Here is an 18,694-nt window from a genome sequence, read left to right on the forward strand (position 1 = left end):
CCGCGGGAGCAGCGCGGCGAGCGCTGCCGGGGTTGGGTGATGGCGTGTAAGAAGCGAGATATGGTAGCGCTGCCGGGCTTTCATCCGTTCATTCGCACTTCAAGCCGGTCGCGGCCATTGCGTTTTGCTTCATAGAGGGCGCGGTCACTCTGCTCCAACAAGGCGTTGAGATCCTTAGGAGGCTGGTTAAACAAGGTGGCACCGAGACTTAAAGTGACTGGATAGGGCGTATTGAAGGTTTTCGCCGCTGTTTCATAAAAGCGTACGCGTAGTTCTTCACCGAAATGTTCAATCTGCTGGGCGGACGTATCGCTAAGGAGAAAGGCGAACTCATCGCCGCCCAGGCGCGCTTTCAATGCTTCTTCGGGTAAAATTTGGCGGGTGAGATCGCTTAGGGTTACCAGCAGGAAATCACCCGCCGCGTGGCCGTGAAGATCATTGGCAAGTTTGAAATGATCGATATCGATCAACAAAAGCGCCCCTGGATGCGCCGCAGACACATTCGCCAGATTGCGGCGAGTCCGCGCTTCGAAACCGCGACGGTTATAGAGTGACGTCAGCGGGTCACGTTCTGCCAAACGCTTGATCATGCTTTCACGCCGGTAGCGTACCGTGCCGGTCATTGAAAGGGCGATCAACATGATGGCCATGACGCCTTCAACCAACGAAACGCGAATGATGGTCCCACGGAAAACCGTTAGATCAATCAGCGTGCCGGGCAGTAGGGTAACGGTGGCCTTGGCGATATAAAACACGCCATGAACGAGCAGCACGTAGTGCAGCTGCCGAGTGCCGACGGTAGCAGTATCAGGCGCAAGCCTTAACAAGGCACTGGCTCTGAGCGATATGAACCCCACCAGCAGCGAATTGACAATCAAATAAAACTTTGAGCTTTCAGGGCCATCTGGCAGCAGTAGAAGTAAGCTCCACGCGGCGGGCAACAACGCCCATGAGCGGGACGGGCGCCCACCCACAAAGCGGATAACGCCAAACAGGAACATCCAATGGGCGAAAATCAATAAACCGTTGGCCAACCAGACGCCCACGAAAAAGTAGCCGTCAACACGCAACAGGGAAAGGCTGGAACCAACGGTAATCGTGGCAAAGCCTGCCGACCAGCAGAGAAGGGAACCATCACGAGCGCTGCGCCACTCTAGAAGTAAATAGACCGCAGCGGCGGCCGCGATCGCAATGGTCAGAGTCAGCATGGTGGCTGGATCGAAGGCCATGTCGGATCAATTCGCCTCGCTAACGGTTAAAGCGAACATTGCTCATGGCTGTTCATGCGTCGCGCAAGCTCATAATCCGCCATTGGCGCTCTTCGGCTATCTGACGAAGGGTGGCGTCAGGGTCAACGGCTACCGGGTGGTCAACTTCTTCAAGCAGCGGCAGGTCGTTATGCGAATCGCTGTAGAACCAGGCGCCGTCCAGAGTGAAGTCTTTATCCTCAAGCCAGGCATGCAGACGAGTCACCTTGCCTTCACGATAACTGGGAATGCCGGATACGCGCCCGGTATAGCGGCCGCTCTCTACTTCCGGATTGACGGCGATCAAGTAGTCAACGCCCAGGCGTTCCGCTATCGGCGCGGTGATAAAGCGATTCGTTGCGGTAATAATCAGCAGCGTATCGCCCCGGGTGCGGTGACGGGCCAGAAGGTCTTCGGCCTTAGGCAGAATATGCGGCTCAATTTTGCTGGCCATAAACTGCTGGTGCCAGGCGGCCAGCTGTTCGGGCGTGTTTTCTGCCAGCGGTTTCAGCGCCATTTCCAGAAAGGCTGCCATATCCAGCGTGCCTGCATTGTAGTCGGCCATAAAGCGCTCATTGGCTTCGCGGTAGGCAACCGGGTCCACCGCTCCCTGTTCGAGCAGGAACTCACCCCATGCGTGATCGCTGTCGGTGGATATCAGCGTATTATCCAGGTCGAAAATGGCCAGACTCACGGCGCTCCCCTTATGGTCAGTCTTTGTATGTGATGTATTGGTATAAATCGCTAGGTATAAATGCAAAACAAAGGGGCGGATTATCGCAGAGTCATCAGTTCTTGCCCAACCTCTTTCCTACCCGATAAGGCAGCCATTAGTCAGTTAGCGTTATATTGTATTGATACGCTTGTCGCCCTTGTGGAAAAATGGGGACAACTGAAAATTTATTAAGGTGACGTCCGTGATCGACGCTGACGGCTTTCGTCCCAATGTTGGTATTATCATTACCAACAGCCAGGGGCAGCTGCTATGGGCGCGTCGTGTAGGGCAAAATGCGTGGCAATTTCCTCAGGGAGGCATTAAAGCAAGCGAGACACCACAACAAGCCCTCTTCCGTGAGCTTTTTGAGGAGATCGGCCTGACCGCCGACGATGTCGATATTATCGCCTGCACCCGGGGTTGGCTACGCTACCGTCTGCCACGACGCATGATTCGCACAAACTCACGGCCAGTGTGTATTGGCCAGAAGCAAAAATGGTACCTGCTGAAAATTCGCTGTCAGGAAAATCGTATCAGCATGACGGCAACGCCCAAACCTGAGTTCGATGGATGGCGGTGGGTAAGCTATTGGTATCCGCTAGGGCAAGTGGTACCGTTCAAACGAGAGGTGTATCGGCGTGCGCTAAGAGAGCTTTCTCCCCGCGTTCAGCGTCTGGCACAAAATGACGAAGGATAACGCGTGCTCCACAGCTCTGGATGAGCGGTGAAAGTCTGTCGGAAAGATCCTCAGCGAGGCAAATAACAGTGAAAAGTAAAACGTCCATGCTTGAGGTACTGCGTCGTGTGATTCAGGAGGTCAACGGCGCGCGCAACCTAGACGCTGCGCTTTCGACGATGGTGCGCCGCATCCGCAAAGCGATGCAAACCGACGTCTGCTCGTTCTATCTTTATGATAAAACCCTAGAATCACTGGTGCTGATGGAAACCATCGGGTTGCGCACTCAGGCGGTCGGGCGTGTGGTGCTGCCGCTGGGTGAAGGGTTGGTGGGGATGGTCGCCAAGCGCAGTGAGCCCTTGAATCTGGAAGATGCCCGGTCGCATCCGCACTTTCGCTATTTTGAAGCCACCGGGGAGGAGCGCTACTCCAGTTTCCTCGGTGTGCCGATTATTCACCAACGCCACATGTTGGGCGTGCTGGTGGTTCAGCAGGCGGAAAAGCGTAGCTACGACGACGAAGATGAAGCCTTCCTGGTGACCATGGCGGCCCAGTTGGCGGGCGTGTTGGCCCACGCGCTGGCAACCGGTAACCTGACTCGCCCGGCGTTGCCCGGCGGGCAGGCCATGTTCAAGGGGGTAGCGGCATCGCCAGGCGTTGCCATGGGGGAGGCCGTGGTAATTACGCCACCCGCCGATCTCAACAGTGTGCCGGATCTGATTCCCAGCAACGAAGCCTATGAAATTGCGCGTCTGAAAGAGGCGATTGGCAAAACCCGCGATGAGATTCGTGCAGCGGGCGAGCGTCTGGCAAGCCGCATATCTTCCCAGGAACTGGCGCTTTTTGATGTCTACCAGCAAATGCTGGGGGAGGCCGCGCTCTCGGAAGAGGTTGAAAAACGTATTCGTGAAGGGCAGTGGGCGCCCGGCGCGTTGGCCGATGTAGTAAGGCGCCACGTTCAATACCTGGAGCGGGTAGATGATGACTACCTGCGCGAGCGCGCAGCCGATATCCGCGACCTTGGGCGCCGCGTGCTTGGCCATCTGCAAGAAGGTACACCCTCAACGCCGGAAACTTACCCGGACAATGCCATTCTGGTAGGCGATGAAATTAGTGTGGCCATGCTTGGCGAGGTGCCTCGGGATAAGCTCAAGGGGCTTGTGTCGGTGCGAGGGTCAAGCACCTCGCACGTTGCCATCGTCGCCCGCGCCATGGGCATACCGACCGTGTTGGGGATGATGGATTTACCCTTGCCACGCCTGAATGGCGCGCCCCTTGTGCTGGATGGCCATCGGGGGCGACTGTTTGTTCGCCCAACCGCCGACCTGACACTGCGTTATGAAAGCCTGATCGCTGAGGAGAAGGTGCTTAGCGAACTGCTGGAACACGAGCAGGATCTTCCCAGTACTACCCAGGACGGCCATGAAATGCCGTTGATGGTGAATACGGGACTGGCCGTTGATGCAACGGCGCTGCTGAAAAGCCGTATTGCCGGGGTAGGCCTCTATCGTACCGAAGTGCCGTTTATGATTACCGAGCGCTTTCCGGGCGAAAAAGAGCAGATGCGCATGTACCGCGAGCAGCTTGAAGGATTCGCGCCGCTGCCGGTAGTCATGCGCACCCTGGATATTGGTGGCGATAAAGACCTGCCGTACTTCCCGATTGAAGAAGCCAACCCTTTTCTGGGCTGGCGCGGCATGCGGGTAACGCTTGACCACCCGGAAGTGCTGATGGTGCAGCTGCGCGCCATGTTGAAGGCCTCCCATGGGCTGAATAACCTTTACGTTCTTTTCCCGATGATTACCAATGTCGAGGAAGTCGATGAAGCGTTAAGGCTACTGGATCGCGCGATCATCGAGCTGGGTGAGGAAGGCATTACTATAGAGCGCCCCAAAGTGGGCGTGATGATCGAAGTCCCGGCGACCATTTATCAGATGGATGCGTTGGCAAAACGGGTCGACTTCTTCTCGGTCGGTAGTAACGACCTGACCCAATACCTGCTTGCAGTTGACCGTAATAATCCTCGGGTATCCAGCCTTTATGATGCGCTTCACCCGGCGTTGTTAGGAGCGCTTCAGGAGCTCGCCCAGGATGCCAAGCGCCTGAATAAACCGATCTCGCTGTGCGGAGAACTGGCGGGCGACCCGGCCGGTGCGTTACTACTGATGGCCATGGGCTTTACCGCACTTTCCATGAATGCGCCCAGCCTACCCAAGGTGCGTGCCGCCATTCGCCGGGTAACGCTACATGATGCCAAGGCGCTGCTGGCAGAAATCATGCGCCTGGATACGCCGGCTCAGGTACACGAGCACCTGAATAAACGCCTGGACGAGTGGCAACTTTCTCACCTGTTACCCCCGCGAGATTAACCTTGCAACAGAAGCTCATTAAATGCTCAGCGTCGTTTCACCTTCGAAACGGCCTAGCGGGCCAAAGCGCTGTTCGGTTATTTCCGCATGGCCTTGGCTATCGAGCGTAAGCCACGTTGTTGCGCGCGTGCCGTAGGTTTCGCCCATGATAAACGCAGCCGAGAGCTGACGCTCAAGCGCTAACCCCACGCCTGTGTTGGGCAGCTGTGTGTCAGGCGCTTGATGAGAATCATGCAATGCCTGGCCTGCGGCGTGGCGCCAGTTACCCATCGCGTTTTGTTGAAGAGCATCGCGTACCGCGCAGAGTTTGGGCCAGGGCGTATTCAAATCAGCGTTGGAAAGTCCGTGCACACCGGGTGCCACGTTAGTCAGTGTTACCTCATGCTGGCCGCGGTGCAGGTGCCAAAGGCGCTCTGGCGTAGCCACCAGTAAATTGAAGCCCGCGTAGCCGTAAGCCTTATGCTCGGTAAGCTGTGCTAACCATTCATCAATATCGTTACATTGCAGCGCCTGCGCAACAAGCTCCCCACGGCTAGGTGCATCGGCGGGTGTCAGGATAGCCAAGTCGCGTACATTGGTAAGCGCGGCGACTCTTCCCCTACGCGCTGCCGCAAGCCAAGAACCGCCCGCTTCAAGGTCACGCCCACCCAACAAGGCAGGGTTATCCTCCCAGTAGTGCAAGGGGGCGGTCGGCCGGTCGTGGCGCTCATCGCGGTTACCCGCTAGACGTAGTGGCACAGCCGAACCGGGCTGCCAGGCAAATGCCATCAAGCACATTGTTATTCCTCAAAGTTATCTTTAAAACGGCCAACCATCTTTATAAACGCTAAGCACAGCATGACAGCTTCAGAGCATAGTCGTACACTTGTGCAGGTAACGTTACCGACATCACCTGACCGGTGAAATTGATTCAAGCCAATTGGGAAGGCGCGAACTCATGCAACGCGATCGCGAAGAGCATATCTGGCATGCCATCATTTGGCCGATTCTGTGGCCAATGTTACTTATCCAAGCAACATTAATCGTGCTATGCCTTTTAGTCGGCCTCGCCGTCTGGTGGATGTCGCCAAGCCAGGTGTCATGGAGCACCACCTTGTGGCTGTCGTTGGCGCTGCTGTTAGGTAGCTCCATGAATATGTGTGCCTTCCTGATGCTGGTTAAAACGCGTGCCCGGCAAAAAGACTCGCACTTTATGCAGGAACTTGCCGAGCTGGAACGCAACAGCGAGTCCCTGCGCTTTGCAGCAATACAACTATTACCGGATAAAACATTTTCATCACCTGCGATAAGCCAAACGCCCGCCCGGCCACTCAAGCGTCTGGCACGGGTAAATGAAAAGCTTTCAGGCCTTGAGCACTATATTAGGACCGCCCAACAGCTGAACCCTGCGCCAGATCACTCGAAAGAGGGGCAGGAGCAGGCGTTGTTGGATGACCTTCATCATCAACAGCAACAACTTAAACACCTGATGGCCGGACGCGACCGTGCCCGGGAAGAGTCGCGTTTGAAGACAGGCTATTTATCGCTACTGCAGCGGGAAACGGATGATTTGAACAACCATCTGGGCCGCATCCTGGAAAGCGATGAGTGTCGACACTGCCGTCAGCAGATCGTGGATACTCGTGAGCGCCTGGCCGATGCGCGTGCACTGTTGGCCAACCTGGTCTACCAAAGTGTGAATGATGACGCGGCGCCTACTAACATGGCGCCGAACCCGGCACTACGTGTACTGGTCGTTGACGATGGCCCAGTTAATCTTATGTTGGCGCGTCAGATGCTGGAAGCTCAAGGGTTACATGTTGAAGGGGTCAGCAGCGGCGAGCAGGCGCTCGAACGACAGCAGTCCATTCAGTTTGATTTAGTCTTCATGGATATCTTTATGCCCACTCTGGATGGCCTGGAAACTACCCGGCGCTGGCGCGCCTTTGAACAGGCCAGTGGCAAGCACCGCAGTATCCTCATCGCCTTGACGGCCAATGCCGACAACGCCGGTATTACCGAATGCAAGGAAGCGGGAATGGATGACCTGCTCACCAAGCCGTACCAACCTGAAAAACTGCTGGGTATGATCAGCAAGTGGCTACCCAATACTGAAGGAAAGGCATCAACATCATGAGCGTACTGGTAACTCTGCTTGGCTATCTCGGGTTGGGCGCTGCCGCAGGCACCATGGCAGGGCTTTTTGGAGTCGGCGGCGGATTAATTATCGTGCCTGTGCTGGTATTTGCCTTTGGACTACAGAACGTTCCCTCTGAAATCACCATGCACCTTGCCGTTGGTACATCACTTGCCACTATTGTGGTAACTGGTGCATCGTCCGCGTTAGGGCATTTCCGTAAAGGCAGTATCCATCGCCCCTGGTTTCTGGCCCTGTTACCGGGGCTGATGCTGGGTGCCATCGGTGGCGTGTTCATTGCAGGCAACCTTTCCGGCACCGTGCTGGGCACACTGTTTGGCATTTTTGTTTTGCTGCTGGCAGCTAAAATGGTGTTTGGCCTTTCTCCCAGGCCGGGGGCCATGGTGCCGGGCAAATTCGCCATGCTGGTAGCCGGCGGAGTGGTGGGCGCCATTTCAGCGCTGTTTGGGATTGGCGGCGGCGCCATGACCGTGCCCTGGCTCTCCCGCTGCGGTGCCACCATGACTCAAGCCGTGGGTACGTCTGCTGCCTGTGGGTTACCTATTGCCGCTGTTGGCGCCATCACCTTCATCATCATGGGGTGGGGTAACCCGCTTCTACCGGCCTGGGCTACGGGGTTTGTCATGTGGCCCGCGTTTTTCGCTATCGTGCTTACCAGCGTTCCCTTTGCTCGCGTGGGCGTAAGGCTGGCTCACGTTTTATCTGCCCGCGTCCTCAGGCTATGCTTTGCGCTTCTGTTGACAGTGGTAGGTTTGCGCTTCGTTTTGGCCTAATCCGCAGCATCGCGTTTTCTTCTTCAGCAATTAGAGTATTTTCATGATCAATTATCCGGTAATCGACCCTGTGGTGTTTTCCCTCGGGCCACTGCAAGTGCATTGGTATGGCCTTATGTATGTCATAGGGTTTGTCGCCGCCTGGTGGTTGGGTTGTAAGCGCGCCCACCAGGTAGGGCTTACCAAGGATGATATTAGCGACCTTTTATTTTACTGCGCGATAGGGGTCGTGGCGGGCGGCCGCCTGGGCTATGCACTTTTTTACGGTCTGGGGCAATGGTCCGCCGATCCGCTCTGGGTATTCAAAGTGTGGGACGGCGGTATGAGCTTCCACGGTGGCTTGCTGGGCGTCTTGCTGGCCGCTTGGTGGTTTGCACGCCGCAAGCAGCTGGCCTTCTTCACCCTTACCGATTTTATTGCCCCGCTAGTACCTATTGGCCTGGGCGCCGGGCGCATTGGTAACTTCATCAATCACGAACTGCCGGGGCGTGTTACCTCACTACCCTGGGGCATGCCTTTTCCCGGCATGGGGCCGGAACCTCGCCATCCTTCCGCACTTTATGAAGCTGTGCTTGAAGGTTTGGTGCTGTTTGTCATTCTTTGGTGGGTATCTTCCAAGCCGCGCGCCCGTGGCTTCATCTCCGGCCTTTTCCTGCTCTTCTACGGCATCTTCCGCTTCATGGTCGAATTTGTACGTATGCCGGATGCACATATCGGCTTTATCGCATTTGGCTGGGTCACCATGGGTATGTTGCTCACGCTCCCCATGATCGCGCTAGGCCTACTGCTCATGGCATGGTCACGCTCCCAGCCGGTAGATGCTAAACAGTAAGATTTTTAATACCCAAACCCCGATTTAACGCGAGGTCATGTAGCGCGTGGTAAGCGCCAGCGCACCCGCGGGAGCAGCGCGGCGAGCGCTGCCGGGGGTTGGGTGGCACAGCCAAGGCGGCTCGACGCCGCCATCCGCGGGTGCCGTATTCGTTCGTCCCACACAAATGCGTTACCACGCGCTACGGGGTGAGGGTGCATCAACTACCCGCAGGTATTCGTTACCACATACCATAGAGTATGAAGCTCGTAAGCCATTGCCCCCTTACGCTAGACCCTCGCTGCATGGAGGCCTAGAATACAGCCCTATATCGCCTGAAATTTTGGAAACCTTGTGACCGTTACAACGCCTACGTCAAACATGACGATGAACGTCGACGCCCAGCCCGCGCTTGAACAGCCGTATTTGGACCTAATGCGCAACGTCCTGGAACATGGCGTTGACCGCAACGACCGCACCGGGGTGGGCACGCGGTCTGTGTTTGGTCACCAAATGCGTTTTGACCTATCGCGCGGTTTCCCACTCCTGACCACCAAAAAACTGCATTTGCGCTCGATTATTCATGAGCTTTTGTGGTTTCTGAAAGGTGATACCAATATTGCCTATTTGAAGGAAAATGGCGTGCGCATTTGGGATGAGTGGGCTGACGAAAGTGGCAACTTGGGCCCGGTGTATGGCTACCAATGGCGCAGCTGGCCGGACCCCAAAGGCGGAAGTGTCGATCAGATCACCAAGGTGCTGGAGCAGATACGTACAAGTCCCCAATCTCGTCGTCTGATAGTGTCAGCCTGGAACCCGGCTCAGGTCGATGAAATGCAGCTACCGCCTTGCCACTGCTTGTTCCAGTTCTATGTAGCGAATGGCCGGCTTTCCTGCCAGCTTTATCAGCGCAGCGCCGATATTTTTCTCGGTGTGCCGTTCAATATCGCAAGTTATGCCTTGCTATTACATATGGTGGCCCAGGTAACGGGGCTTGAGCCAGGCGAATTTATTCATACGCTGGGCGATGCGCACCTTTATAGCAACCACTTTGAGCAAGCGCAGGAACAGCTCTTGCGCGAGCCAAAGGCCCCGCCCAAGCTAGTGCTTAACCCGCAGGTAAGTGATTTATTCGATTTTAGCTTCGACGATATCCAGATCGAAGGATATGAAGCTCACCCCCATATCAAAGCCAAGGTAGCGGTATGAGTAATAGCAACGAGATTGAACCCCTGGTACCCGTTGCCATGATCGTGGCCATGTCGAAAAACCGTATTATCGGCGTAGAGGGCAATCTGCCCTGGCATTTGCCTGAAGACCTTAAGTTCTTCAAGCGCATGACCCAGGCCAAACCGCTGGTCATGGGGCGTAAAACATATACCTCTATTGGCAAACCCTTGCCTAATCGGCTTAATATTGTGGTAACGCACAATAAAGAATTTGCACCTGAAGGTGTTAGAGTCTGTCATGACTTGCCTGCCGCTCTGACGTTGGCAGACCAGCAGGCCACTATTGATGCGGCCGAAGAAATCATGGTGATGGGTGGGGGAGAGATCTATCGCCAAGCGCTGCCGTATGCGCAACGGCTTTATATCACCGAAGTCGATATTGAAGTAGAGGGCGATGCTGCCTTCCCAGAATTGGCGGTAGATGAATGGCGGGAAGTACAGCGTGTGGCTGGAACACCCACCGAAGGCAAGCCATCGTATGACTTTGTGGTTTATGAGCGCGCTGCTGACTGAAGAGGTCTAAGGAGAGGGTATGACCGCTAGTGTAATGCATCTATTAGATAGCCTAGAGTCACGCCTAGAGCAGGCTCAAGCGGAGTTACATGCCCTGCGTAAGGAAAACACGCAGTTAAAACAACAGTTGGTAGAGCAGGCCGTATCGCTGCACGAAACGCTCAATCAGCCCAGTGCAAGCGCTCAGCAAGTATCTGATACAGAAAGACATGATACAAAAGAGCATAGAACAGAAGTGCCTAAGACAGCAGCACACGAGCCAGAAGCATCAGAAACCGAAATGCCTAAGGCCGCGGCAGCTGGGCAGGAGGCGGAGGCGGAGGTGCAGCATGCCACTGAGTCGGAACGTACGCCTAGGCCTGAAAATGTCGCATCAGCCGAGAAACAGTCACCTCCATCACCGCATAGCCTTTTAAAAGAGTGGTATCAGCGCTACCCTCAGGCCTTTTTTAAAGGTCATACCAAGCCCTTGAAAGTAGGCATTCACCAGGATCTGGCAGCACGCGAACCATGGTCGGGGAAGCTGATTCGCCGCGCTTTGGCCAACTACGTTAACCTGCCGAGGTATTTGAAGTCAGTGCATGAAGGGGTGGACCGCGTTGATTTGGACGGCCAGCCTGCCGGAAAGGTTGATAAAGAAGCCTCTCTGCATGCCAATAAAAAACGCAACGAAAAACAAGGTGAGGTGCCCCCAAAAGGGGCAAAGAAAGTGGTTAAGAAAGAACCACCAAAAGAAAAGGCTCGTTTAGCCAAACCGCCTGAAAAACCCGAGCCCGCTGAGTCAGAGCGCAAAGCAATTAAAAAAACTGAACAGGAAAAGTCGCTTAGCCTGGAAGATAAATTAAAAGGGTTGCAGCAAAAATTTAAAAGCCGCTGAGACCTAACTGACTACAATGGGTTCCATAAAAAAGCTGAAATTGTAAAAAAACACTGTTTTTTTTATTGCGTTCCCTAGAATCCCAGTATAGAGTTTGACGTGCGAGCATTGGACTATAACAAGGTTTGACTGAGGACGTGCCACATACTGTTGGGAAAAACCAATAGATGGAAAAAAGAGCATGGCCCGCAAGCCAACTGCTGAAGGTTTTTTAAAAAGCCCGGCAGCAACGATCGAAACAGTAAGCTAGTAAAGGAACCTACATCATGAAAAAGACACTTTTAGCGACTGCTATCATTGGTGCCCTTGGCGCCTCTGCTGCCGCTCAAGCAGCCACTGTATATGACCAGGACGGCACCAAGCTGGACGTCTATGGCCGTATCGCCATGGGTATCGCCGGTGGTGGCCCTGAGTACAACAGTGATGGCGAAGAAATTGATGATGGCGTTGAATTCGTAGACGTTTTCTCTCGTCTTGGCCTGCGCATGAGCCAGGAAGTAACTAGCGACCTGACCGCTTTCGGTCGTCTTGAGTGGCGCTTCCGTGCTGACGAGCGTCGTTCTGGCGAAGCGTTCCGTGAAACGCGTCAGAGCTACATCGGTCTGCAAAGCAACCAGTTCGGTACTTTCCAAGCGGGTAACTTCGACAGCTTCTACAACCAGTTCGTTTCTCTGCCGTTCGATGTTTACATCGACCAAGGCCTGGAGTTCGCTGGTCATCCGAAACAGTCGCGTGGCGACTCTATCGGTTACTACACTCCCGATCTTGAAGGTTTCACTGCCTTCCTACAGCTGAAACACTACAGCGAGCGCGGCCTGACAGAAGGCGAGCAATCGTCTGAAGGTTCCGTAGTTGCACCGCAAGGTGGTGTTCGTTACGCACAGGGCCCGGTTACTGTAGGTCTGGGTTTTGTTGAAGACGTACAGCGTGGCGGTGGTAACGGCGAAATGCTGTACGGCCTAATCGGTCAGTACCAGTTCACCGACCAGTTCTCTGCACGTCTGGGTTACGAATTCCGTGGCAACGACAGCGGCTACGATCTGCGTGGCGCTAATGACGAAAACGGCTATGACAAAGTTGGTCTGGGTGCTACCTATACCACTGGTCCTTGGGCGTTCACCGGTGATTTCTACAACATCGAGCGTGATGATGCAGAAACTAGCCGTTCTTGGGCACTGGGTAGCTACTACAAAGTTTCCAGCGCATTCGACGTATTCGTAGAAGTTGCTGATGCTGACGCAGTTAGCCGCATCGACAGCGACACTCGTCTGGGCGACCTGACTGACGACGTATACTGGCTGACAGGCGCTCGTTACCACTTCTAAGCCTGGCTTAACTGTCACGCTTTAAAGGTAACCTGCCTAGCAGACCTAATAGAACCGGCCTCTTTTTGAGGCCGGTTTTTTTGTGGTTTTTTATTATCTTTCTCAATGAAGTAGCACTTAATAGAAGGTATTTCCCAATAATTATGTCAACTTGATGACATATTTCTTTTCATTCTTATTGTTATTTTATAACATTCTTGGCGCTTATGTTGCTTAACCGATTTTCGTTAACGGGTTGGTGTAAGCAAACTATACAGCGTAGCGCTTTCCAGTTGCTGCGCCATTAAAGTACTTAAGGGACCAAGATGAAAAAAACGCTACTCGCAACTGCCGTCACAAGCGCTTTATGGGCAGGCGCTGCCCAGGCAACCACCGTGTATGACCAGGAAGGTACAAAGCTGGATATCTATGGGCGTATCTCCATGGGCATTACAGGCGGTGGCGCCGACTTTGATAGCAATGGCGATAAAGTAGATGACGGCGTTGAGTTCGTAGATGTGTATTCACGCCTGGGCTTTCGTATGAGCCAAGAGGTGTCCTCTGACTTAACTGCATTCGGCCGGTTGGAATGGCGCTTTTCCGGAGATGAGCGGCGTACAGATCGCGGCTTTAACGAGCTTCGCCAAAGCTATATAGGGCTTGCCAGCCAGCAGTACGGAACATTCCAGGCAGGCAATTTTGATAGCTTCTATGCCCAGTTCGTATCCTTGCCGTTTGACGTCTACCTGGACCGTGGGCTGCTGTTTAAATCCTCGGGCATACAGTCGCGTGGCGACTCTATTGGTTACTACACGCCAGAACTCAACGGCTTCACAACGTTTGTGCAGCTAAAGCACTACAGCGAGCGTGGTTTAACAGCTGAAGAGCAAAGCCGCGAAGGCAGCATAGTTGCCGCCCAGGGCGGCGTACGCTATCAGCAAGGCCCGCTAAGCATAGGGCTAGGTGCAGTTGAAGACGTTGTGCGCGGCGGCGGCAATGGCGAAATGCTGTATGGCCTAATAGGCAATTACGAGATCACAGATCAGTTGTCGACGCGTTTGGGGTATGAAACCCAAGATGAAAGCGATGTTTATGGTGGAGGTTTTGACACCGTAGGGCTAGGGGGTACTTACTCCACCGGGCCGTGGACCTTTACCGCAGACTATTACAATGTTGAACGCGACAGCCAGGATAATAGCAACGCCTGGGCAGCCGGCACTTACTACAAGGTGTCATCCGCGTTTGATGTGTTTGTAGAGGTGGCCGATGGTGATGCGCCTAGCGTTAACCGTGATGCTCATCTGGGTGAGCTGACTGACAATGTGTATTGGCTGACTGGGGCAAGGTATCTGTTTTAACAGCTCCCTGGATATCGCTGAAAGTTAGAAAGTCTGTACAAATGAGTCGGTCTTGCAATTGACTGGTTTGTGGTGAGCTTCGAGGTCTGCATTCTGCCACATATAGGGTGCAGGCCTTTTGGGTTTGGTAGCAGCTGTGATTATTTATCTGGACGCTGTTTAGCCTTTACCATGCCTTAGCTCACGCCTCGCTTGCAGAGAGCATCTAGCGTATGTCTGTACGTAAAGTAAAATTTAAAGATGAGCAATGAGCGTTTGGTTTTAAGTCGAATCTTCAGTTAAGGTACTGAATTTTATTAGTTTTTAAAATATAAAACGCGTATGAGCTTTTTTCAAAGCTACAATGTGCTTCTTTCGTGATGATTTTCTTCCTTAGGATAGGGTGCCTTGTATTTTGCTCTGGTATAATAAATTGATTGAAAGAGTTTTATGCATACAAAGCTATTTAAAAAATATTCTAGCTATGTAATGAATAAGTTTTAAAAGTAACGCGGTTTCTAAAGTTGTGGATGGTAGTTTAAATAAAGATCAGTTTTTAAATAATCAATTTTTGAATGCGCTATTTTAATAGTTCACCAAATATAACGTTGCCGTGGCTCATGGATAGAAGATCAGTAGGTATAGTTGAACGTTACCCCGCACAGATAATAGTCCCAATAGTGGATGTAGTTGCGTTGCTAATAGCTGGAACGATTGCATACTTTATCCGGTTTCAAACGGTTCATTTGCATGACAGGTATTGGCTGGCGTTAGTCGTAATGGCTTTGCTTATATTGCTTATTAATACCACTCAGGGCAGGTATATACGCTGGCGCATTATTAAAGTGTCAACGCTGGTGCTTAATTTAGGCATGGTATGGCTTGCGGTTGCGATATTGGTTTCCTCGATAATTTATTTTGCACATGCTTCAGAAGAGTATTCACGGTTATGGATTAGTTATACTCTGTTTATTTCTTTCATAATAGCTGTAGCACTTAGAGTTTTTGCTCAGCTGTTACTTAAGTATGCGAGAAAAATAGGTAAAGCTAAACGACCCGTTTTTTTAATAGGACCTTCATTACAGATTGTTCATGTTGGTAAAGGTATGCGTGATGCACCCTTTGAGGGGTATTATATTGCCGGTATTGAGCGGCTGCGTGATAAGCCTGACAGTTTATTTTATGAGCGTTTGATAAGGCGCGTTGTTCAATCAGGGGCGCGTGAAGTCTGGATATGTGTGCCACTAGAGATGGGAGGGCTAGTAAGTTCAATTTTCTATGAACTTCGTTACCAGACTGCAGAGGTGCGTTTTATACCCGATTTTGAAGGAATGCAGCTGCTAAATCACCGTATGAGTGAGGTAGCTGGCCACTTGGCGGTTGATCTTAGCGTGTCCCCTCTGGATGGGATAAATCGAATCGTAAAGCGCATGGAAGACCTTGTGCTTGGATCACTTATTAGTATTTTAATATTACCTGTATGCGTGGTAATAGCGATTGCTATCAAGGTCACTTCTTCAGGGCCCGTGCTCTTTAAACAATATCGCACTGGTGCAAATGGAAAGTTTTTCAAAGTTTATAAGTTTCGAACAATGTATGTGCACCAGGAGCCTGAAGGATGGGTGATCCAGGCAAGCCCTGGCGACGAAAGAGTAACACCTTTAGGAGCTTTTCTTCGTAAAAGTTCTTTAGACGAACTACCTCAGTTTTACAATGTTTTACAAGGTCGTATGTCTATTGTCGGCCCGCGCCCACATGCTTTAGCCCATAATGATTATTATAAAGATATTGTGGAGTCCTATATGAAACGCCACAAAGTAAAGCCAGGTATAACCGGATGGGCACAAGTAAATGGTCATAGGGGAAGTACGGATACCATTGAAAAAATGGAAAAACGAGTTGCGCATGATTTATGGTATATCGATAACTGGACGCTTAGTTTAGACTTACGAATTATATTTCTAACTATTATTAAAGGGTTTTTTAACAAGAATGCTTATTAATTCATCATTGCAGAGTGTTGATGTAAATGTCAATTAGCGCCGGTTTAAAAAAGCGTGAAGATGATTTTTTTAATAAATCAATAAGAGTTTATATTGCTTTATCCGTATTTTTTATGGGAAGTGTTGCTCTTGTTGTACCATCAGGTTACTCAGTTGGGCCACTCCTTCTGCTATTAGGGAGCGCCTCCCTTCTTCTTTTAAAACCTAACTTTACATTAAGCAATCGGGATTACTGGATAGTAGGGGTTTTAGGGGGTTATGCGCTTATCGTGGGTGGGATGTCGTTTGTAGAAGATGGAGCACGCGGGCTGGATCGGCCCGTTCGTTTTTTGCTCGCAATTCCCGTTCTATTACTCATCATCCGTTTCCCACCCAGACTTGCGTCGGTGTGGAGCGGTTTAGCTGTAGGTACCTGTCTGGCGGGAGGATGGGCTATTTGGCAGAAAATTGTAGAAGGGGTGGAGCGCGCAGAAGGTTATACCCATGTTATTCAATTTGGGAACCTGAGCATGCTTATGGGGGTTATATGCTTTGCAGGCGTTGGGTGGGCATTCGCACAACCACATCGCTATGCATGGGGCACGTTACTCATTGCTGGCGGAGCGATGGGAATGCTGGGATCATTACTTTCTGGTAGTCGAGGCGGTTGGATAGGTCTTCCAGTGGTTGCTTTCATTCTTTATCAGGGCTATGGGAAAAAACTTCCTAACGCTCTGAAGGTGATTATCATTAGTGGTGTGATTGCAGCCGGTGTGGCCGTTTACTCTATTCCCCAAACTGGCGTTCAAGAACGTGTTCATGCAGCTTTTAATGATCTTTCCCATTATTACTCTGATGAGAATAGAGATACCTCTCTAGGGTTGCGTTTTGAGATGTGGCGCGGTGCCAGCCAGTTGATTCTACAACGGCCTCTGTATGGTTGGGGTGAGTCAGGATACCGCGAGGCCATGGCCCAGTTAGGTGAGCAGGGGCAGATTACCCACCAAGCATCTCAGTTTGGGCACGCCCACAACGAATATATAGATGCCTTGGCTAAACGTGGGTTAATCGGCCTGGCAGCGCTTTTAGCACTCTATTTTATTCCCTTGCGGCTATTTGCTTCCGGGCTTCAACACCCAAATCTTGAAATACGCTCAGTAGCCATGGCAGGAACACTTTTGGCAGTTGGCTACATAGATTTTGGATTATCACAGACCTTTCTAGCACACAACAGTGGGGTCATGTTTTACCCATTCTGGCTTAGCCTGCTGTGGGGGTGCTATAGCGTGCTAATCAGAAAGCATGAGCATAGCGCTTAGCCCCAAAACTGGGGATACATGGAAAGCTTCTTTTTAAGTCGAGTAGGTAGCTGCTTTTCATAACGCCCTAATCGATATCCCAAGTACTTTACAAACGTACGCAGTAGAGCACTTGGAAGCGTAAGAGGTGCATGTCTCAATAAGTAGCTAGCCTCTGAGCGAATAAAACGCATACCTTCGCCTTCAGCACTGCCCATCCACTTGGTGAGCCATGCCTCCTGTGCGTGAAAAACCCCGATATCAAAATATCGCTTAAATTCTGCGCGAATTGAATAGTTATGCGAATGATAAACGCAGGCTTCGGCGTTATAGGCAAGCTTCCAACCGTGTTCAAGCAATCTGGCGCCGGCCATCATGTCTTCAGAAAGAATGACATTGTCAGGGAATCCGCCAGCGTCTATTAGTGCTTGCCTACGGTATGCAGCAAAGGAATTGGAAAGAAATGCTGTCTTGATGCCTAGTCTGGGAATGTCAGCCTGACTTACAACGCGAGAAGTAGAGGGATAGTTGAACAGCCGGGCATGGGTTGCAATAGCTGTGGCATCTTGGTGTGGCAGCTGCCTGCCAAACGCAGCGCCTACTACTGGGTCTTCAAAAACCGATATCAGTTCCGCTAGTGAATCCGGGGTGGCCACTAACGCATCCTGTGTTAAAAATAACACGATGTCGCAATCGCTTAAGTAATGCAGCGCTAGTTGGCGAGTACCCCCATGGTTAAACTCTTGACGGCTGATATGCAGTATTTCAAACCCAGCCTGTTGTGCTATTGCGACTGTCTCATCATCAGAGGATGAGTCCAAGATTAATACACGAAAACCTGTAGCCGCAGGGGTTGCGCGTGCAATCCACTCATGCCAAAAGGCACCAGCATTTAAAGTTGGTACACATAGGCCTACGCTATTCACTACGATCTCTCTACAATCAGTGTGTATTTAATTGTTAATTGTAATGCTATTGAATAAAATATCATAATTTTAATGGGTTACAGCCGTAGTTTGCTAAAATAGAATAATATTCATTTGCTTTTGAGAAAATAGGATGGGCTGAAAAATATTTTAGCTCAGGTTTTAGTGAACCAAAGATACCAAAAATTCTCAAAAAACCTCTGCTGCTGTATAGTAGCGAGTTGCTAGCTATTAGCTCAAGCCTGAGGTTTATTAATTCCACCATGGATGGCGTATGAAAACTTTCCTACTCAACTGTTTTGCTATGAAAGAAAAGCACAAAATGAATATTAATATACATATTTTTCCAATTAACGTTGGAAAGGCTAATAAATCAAATATTGATTTACTTTAGTTTTATATAGCCACTTAAAAAAGCACCTGAAGCAATAAGTCGAGGAATTAATGAATCCCCACTCTAGCCAGCCAATATCATTTAGATCGTTGCTAAAGAGTTTATG

17 protein-coding genes are annotated in these 18,694 nt (G+C 51.4%); 12 read left to right on the forward strand and 5 right to left on the reverse strand.

Features of this window, described 5'->3' with window-relative positions; genetic code table 11:
• Positions 1-80 precede the first annotated feature (80 nt).
• Complete coding sequence (locus ELY25_RS00215; RefSeq protein WP_126949302.1) at positions 81-1,229, reverse strand: GGDEF domain-containing protein; 1,149 nt, start codon at positions 1,227-1,229, stop codon at positions 81-83.
• Between the two features lie 52 nt (positions 1,230-1,281).
• Positions 1,282-1,941, reverse strand: a complete 660-nt coding sequence (locus ELY25_RS00220; RefSeq protein ID WP_126949303.1) for a histidinol-phosphatase — start codon at positions 1,939-1,941, stop codon at positions 1,282-1,284.
• A gap of 223 nt (positions 1,942-2,164) precedes the next feature.
• On the opposite strand from ELY25_RS00220, the gene ELY25_RS00225 reads away from it, so the two are divergent.
• Both ELY25_RS00225 and ptsP read left to right on the forward strand, forming a co-directional pair.
• Positions 2,165-2,659, forward strand: a complete 495-nt coding sequence (locus ELY25_RS00225) for an RNA pyrophosphohydrolase (protein WP_126949304.1) — start codon at positions 2,165-2,167, stop codon at positions 2,657-2,659.
• Between the two features lie 86 nt (positions 2,660-2,745).
• Positions 2,746-5,007, forward strand: a complete 2,262-nt coding sequence (ptsP, locus tag ELY25_RS00230) for a phosphoenolpyruvate--protein phosphotransferase (RefSeq protein ID WP_126949560.1) — start codon at positions 2,746-2,748, stop codon at positions 5,005-5,007.
• An 18-nt stretch (positions 5,008-5,025) separates the two neighbouring features.
• On the opposite strand, the gene ELY25_RS00235 is transcribed toward ptsP, so the two are convergent.
• Entirely contained in the window at positions 5,026-5,784 is a 759-nt protein-coding gene (locus ELY25_RS00235; RefSeq protein WP_126949305.1) for an NRDE family protein, read from the reverse strand.
• Positions 5,785-5,944: 160 nt separating this feature from the next.
• Here ELY25_RS00235 and ELY25_RS00240 point away from each other — a divergent pair, with 160 nt between their 5' ends.
• The 3 genes from ELY25_RS00240 to lgt are packed head-to-tail and all read left to right on the forward strand — an operon-like array spanning position 5,945 to position 8,749.
• Positions 5,945-7,123, forward strand: coding sequence for a response regulator (locus ELY25_RS00240; protein ID WP_126949306.1), 1,179 nt, complete (start codon positions 5,945-5,947; stop codon positions 7,121-7,123).
• A complete protein-coding gene (locus tag ELY25_RS00245) occupies positions 7,120-7,917 on the forward strand; it encodes a sulfite exporter TauE/SafE family protein (RefSeq protein WP_126949307.1) in 798 nt (265 codons plus the stop codon). The genes ELY25_RS00240 and ELY25_RS00245 overlap by 4 nt, the downstream gene beginning before the upstream one ends.
• A gap of 43 nt (positions 7,918-7,960) precedes the next feature.
• The gene (gene lgt, locus ELY25_RS00250) at positions 7,961-8,749 is read left to right on the forward strand and encodes a prolipoprotein diacylglyceryl transferase (RefSeq protein WP_126949308.1); all 789 of its coding nucleotides are present in this window, start codon (positions 7,961-7,963) and stop codon (positions 8,747-8,749) included.
• Positions 8,750-8,773: 24 nt separating this feature from the next.
• Here lgt and ELY25_RS17745 read toward each other — a convergent pair whose 3' ends face one another.
• The gene (locus ELY25_RS17745) at positions 8,774-8,911 is read right to left on the reverse strand and encodes a hypothetical protein (protein ID WP_185859137.1); all 138 of its coding nucleotides are present in this window, start codon (positions 8,909-8,911) and stop codon (positions 8,774-8,776) included.
• Positions 8,912-9,109: 198 nt separating this feature from the next.
• On the opposite strand from ELY25_RS17745, the gene ELY25_RS00255 reads away from it, so the two are divergent.
• The 7 genes from ELY25_RS00255 (at position 9,110) to ELY25_RS00285 (ending at position 17,289) form a co-directional block, all read left to right on the forward strand.
• Entirely contained in the window at positions 9,110-9,937 is an 828-nt protein-coding gene (locus tag ELY25_RS00255) for a thymidylate synthase (protein ID WP_126949561.1), read from the forward strand.
• The gene (locus ELY25_RS00260; RefSeq protein WP_126949309.1) at positions 9,934-10,470 is read left to right on the forward strand and encodes a dihydrofolate reductase; all 537 of its coding nucleotides are present in this window, start codon (positions 9,934-9,936) and stop codon (positions 10,468-10,470) included. Before ELY25_RS00255 ends, ELY25_RS00260 begins: the two co-directional genes overlap by 4 nt.
• Positions 10,471-10,489: 19 nt before the next feature.
• Positions 10,490-11,347, forward strand: a complete 858-nt coding sequence (locus ELY25_RS00265) for a ProQ/FINO family protein (protein WP_126949310.1) — start codon at positions 10,490-10,492, stop codon at positions 11,345-11,347.
• Positions 11,348-11,613: 266 nt separating this feature from the next.
• Positions 11,614-12,672: a porin gene (locus ELY25_RS00270; RefSeq protein WP_126949311.1), complete on the forward strand. Its 1,059-nt coding sequence runs from the start codon at positions 11,614-11,616 to the stop codon at positions 12,670-12,672.
• Between the two features lie 305 nt (positions 12,673-12,977).
• Positions 12,978-14,009 (forward strand): porin, encoded by a 1,032-nt coding sequence (locus ELY25_RS00275; RefSeq protein WP_126949312.1) that lies wholly within the window; start codon positions 12,978-12,980, stop codon positions 14,007-14,009.
• 554 nt (positions 14,010-14,563) lie between these two features.
• Positions 14,564-15,991, forward strand: a complete 1,428-nt coding sequence (locus ELY25_RS00280) for an undecaprenyl-phosphate glucose phosphotransferase (RefSeq protein ID WP_236995601.1) — start codon at positions 14,564-14,566, stop codon at positions 15,989-15,991.
• Between the two features lie 26 nt (positions 15,992-16,017).
• Positions 16,018-17,289, forward strand: coding sequence for an O-antigen ligase family protein (locus ELY25_RS00285; RefSeq protein WP_126949314.1), 1,272 nt, complete (start codon positions 16,018-16,020; stop codon positions 17,287-17,289).
• On the opposite strand, the gene ELY25_RS00290 is transcribed toward ELY25_RS00285, so the two are convergent.
• Positions 17,286-18,194 (reverse strand): glycosyltransferase family 2 protein, encoded by a 909-nt coding sequence (locus ELY25_RS00290; protein WP_126949315.1) that lies wholly within the window; start codon positions 18,192-18,194, stop codon positions 17,286-17,288. The two genes, ELY25_RS00285 and ELY25_RS00290, sit on opposite strands and share 4 nt — an antisense overlap.
• Positions 18,195-18,694: the final 500 nt, after the last annotated feature.

This window comes from Vreelandella populi, from assembly GCF_003989825.1.
In the GTDB taxonomy this organism is placed as follows: Bacteria; Pseudomonadota; Gammaproteobacteria; order Pseudomonadales; family Halomonadaceae; genus Vreelandella; species Vreelandella populi.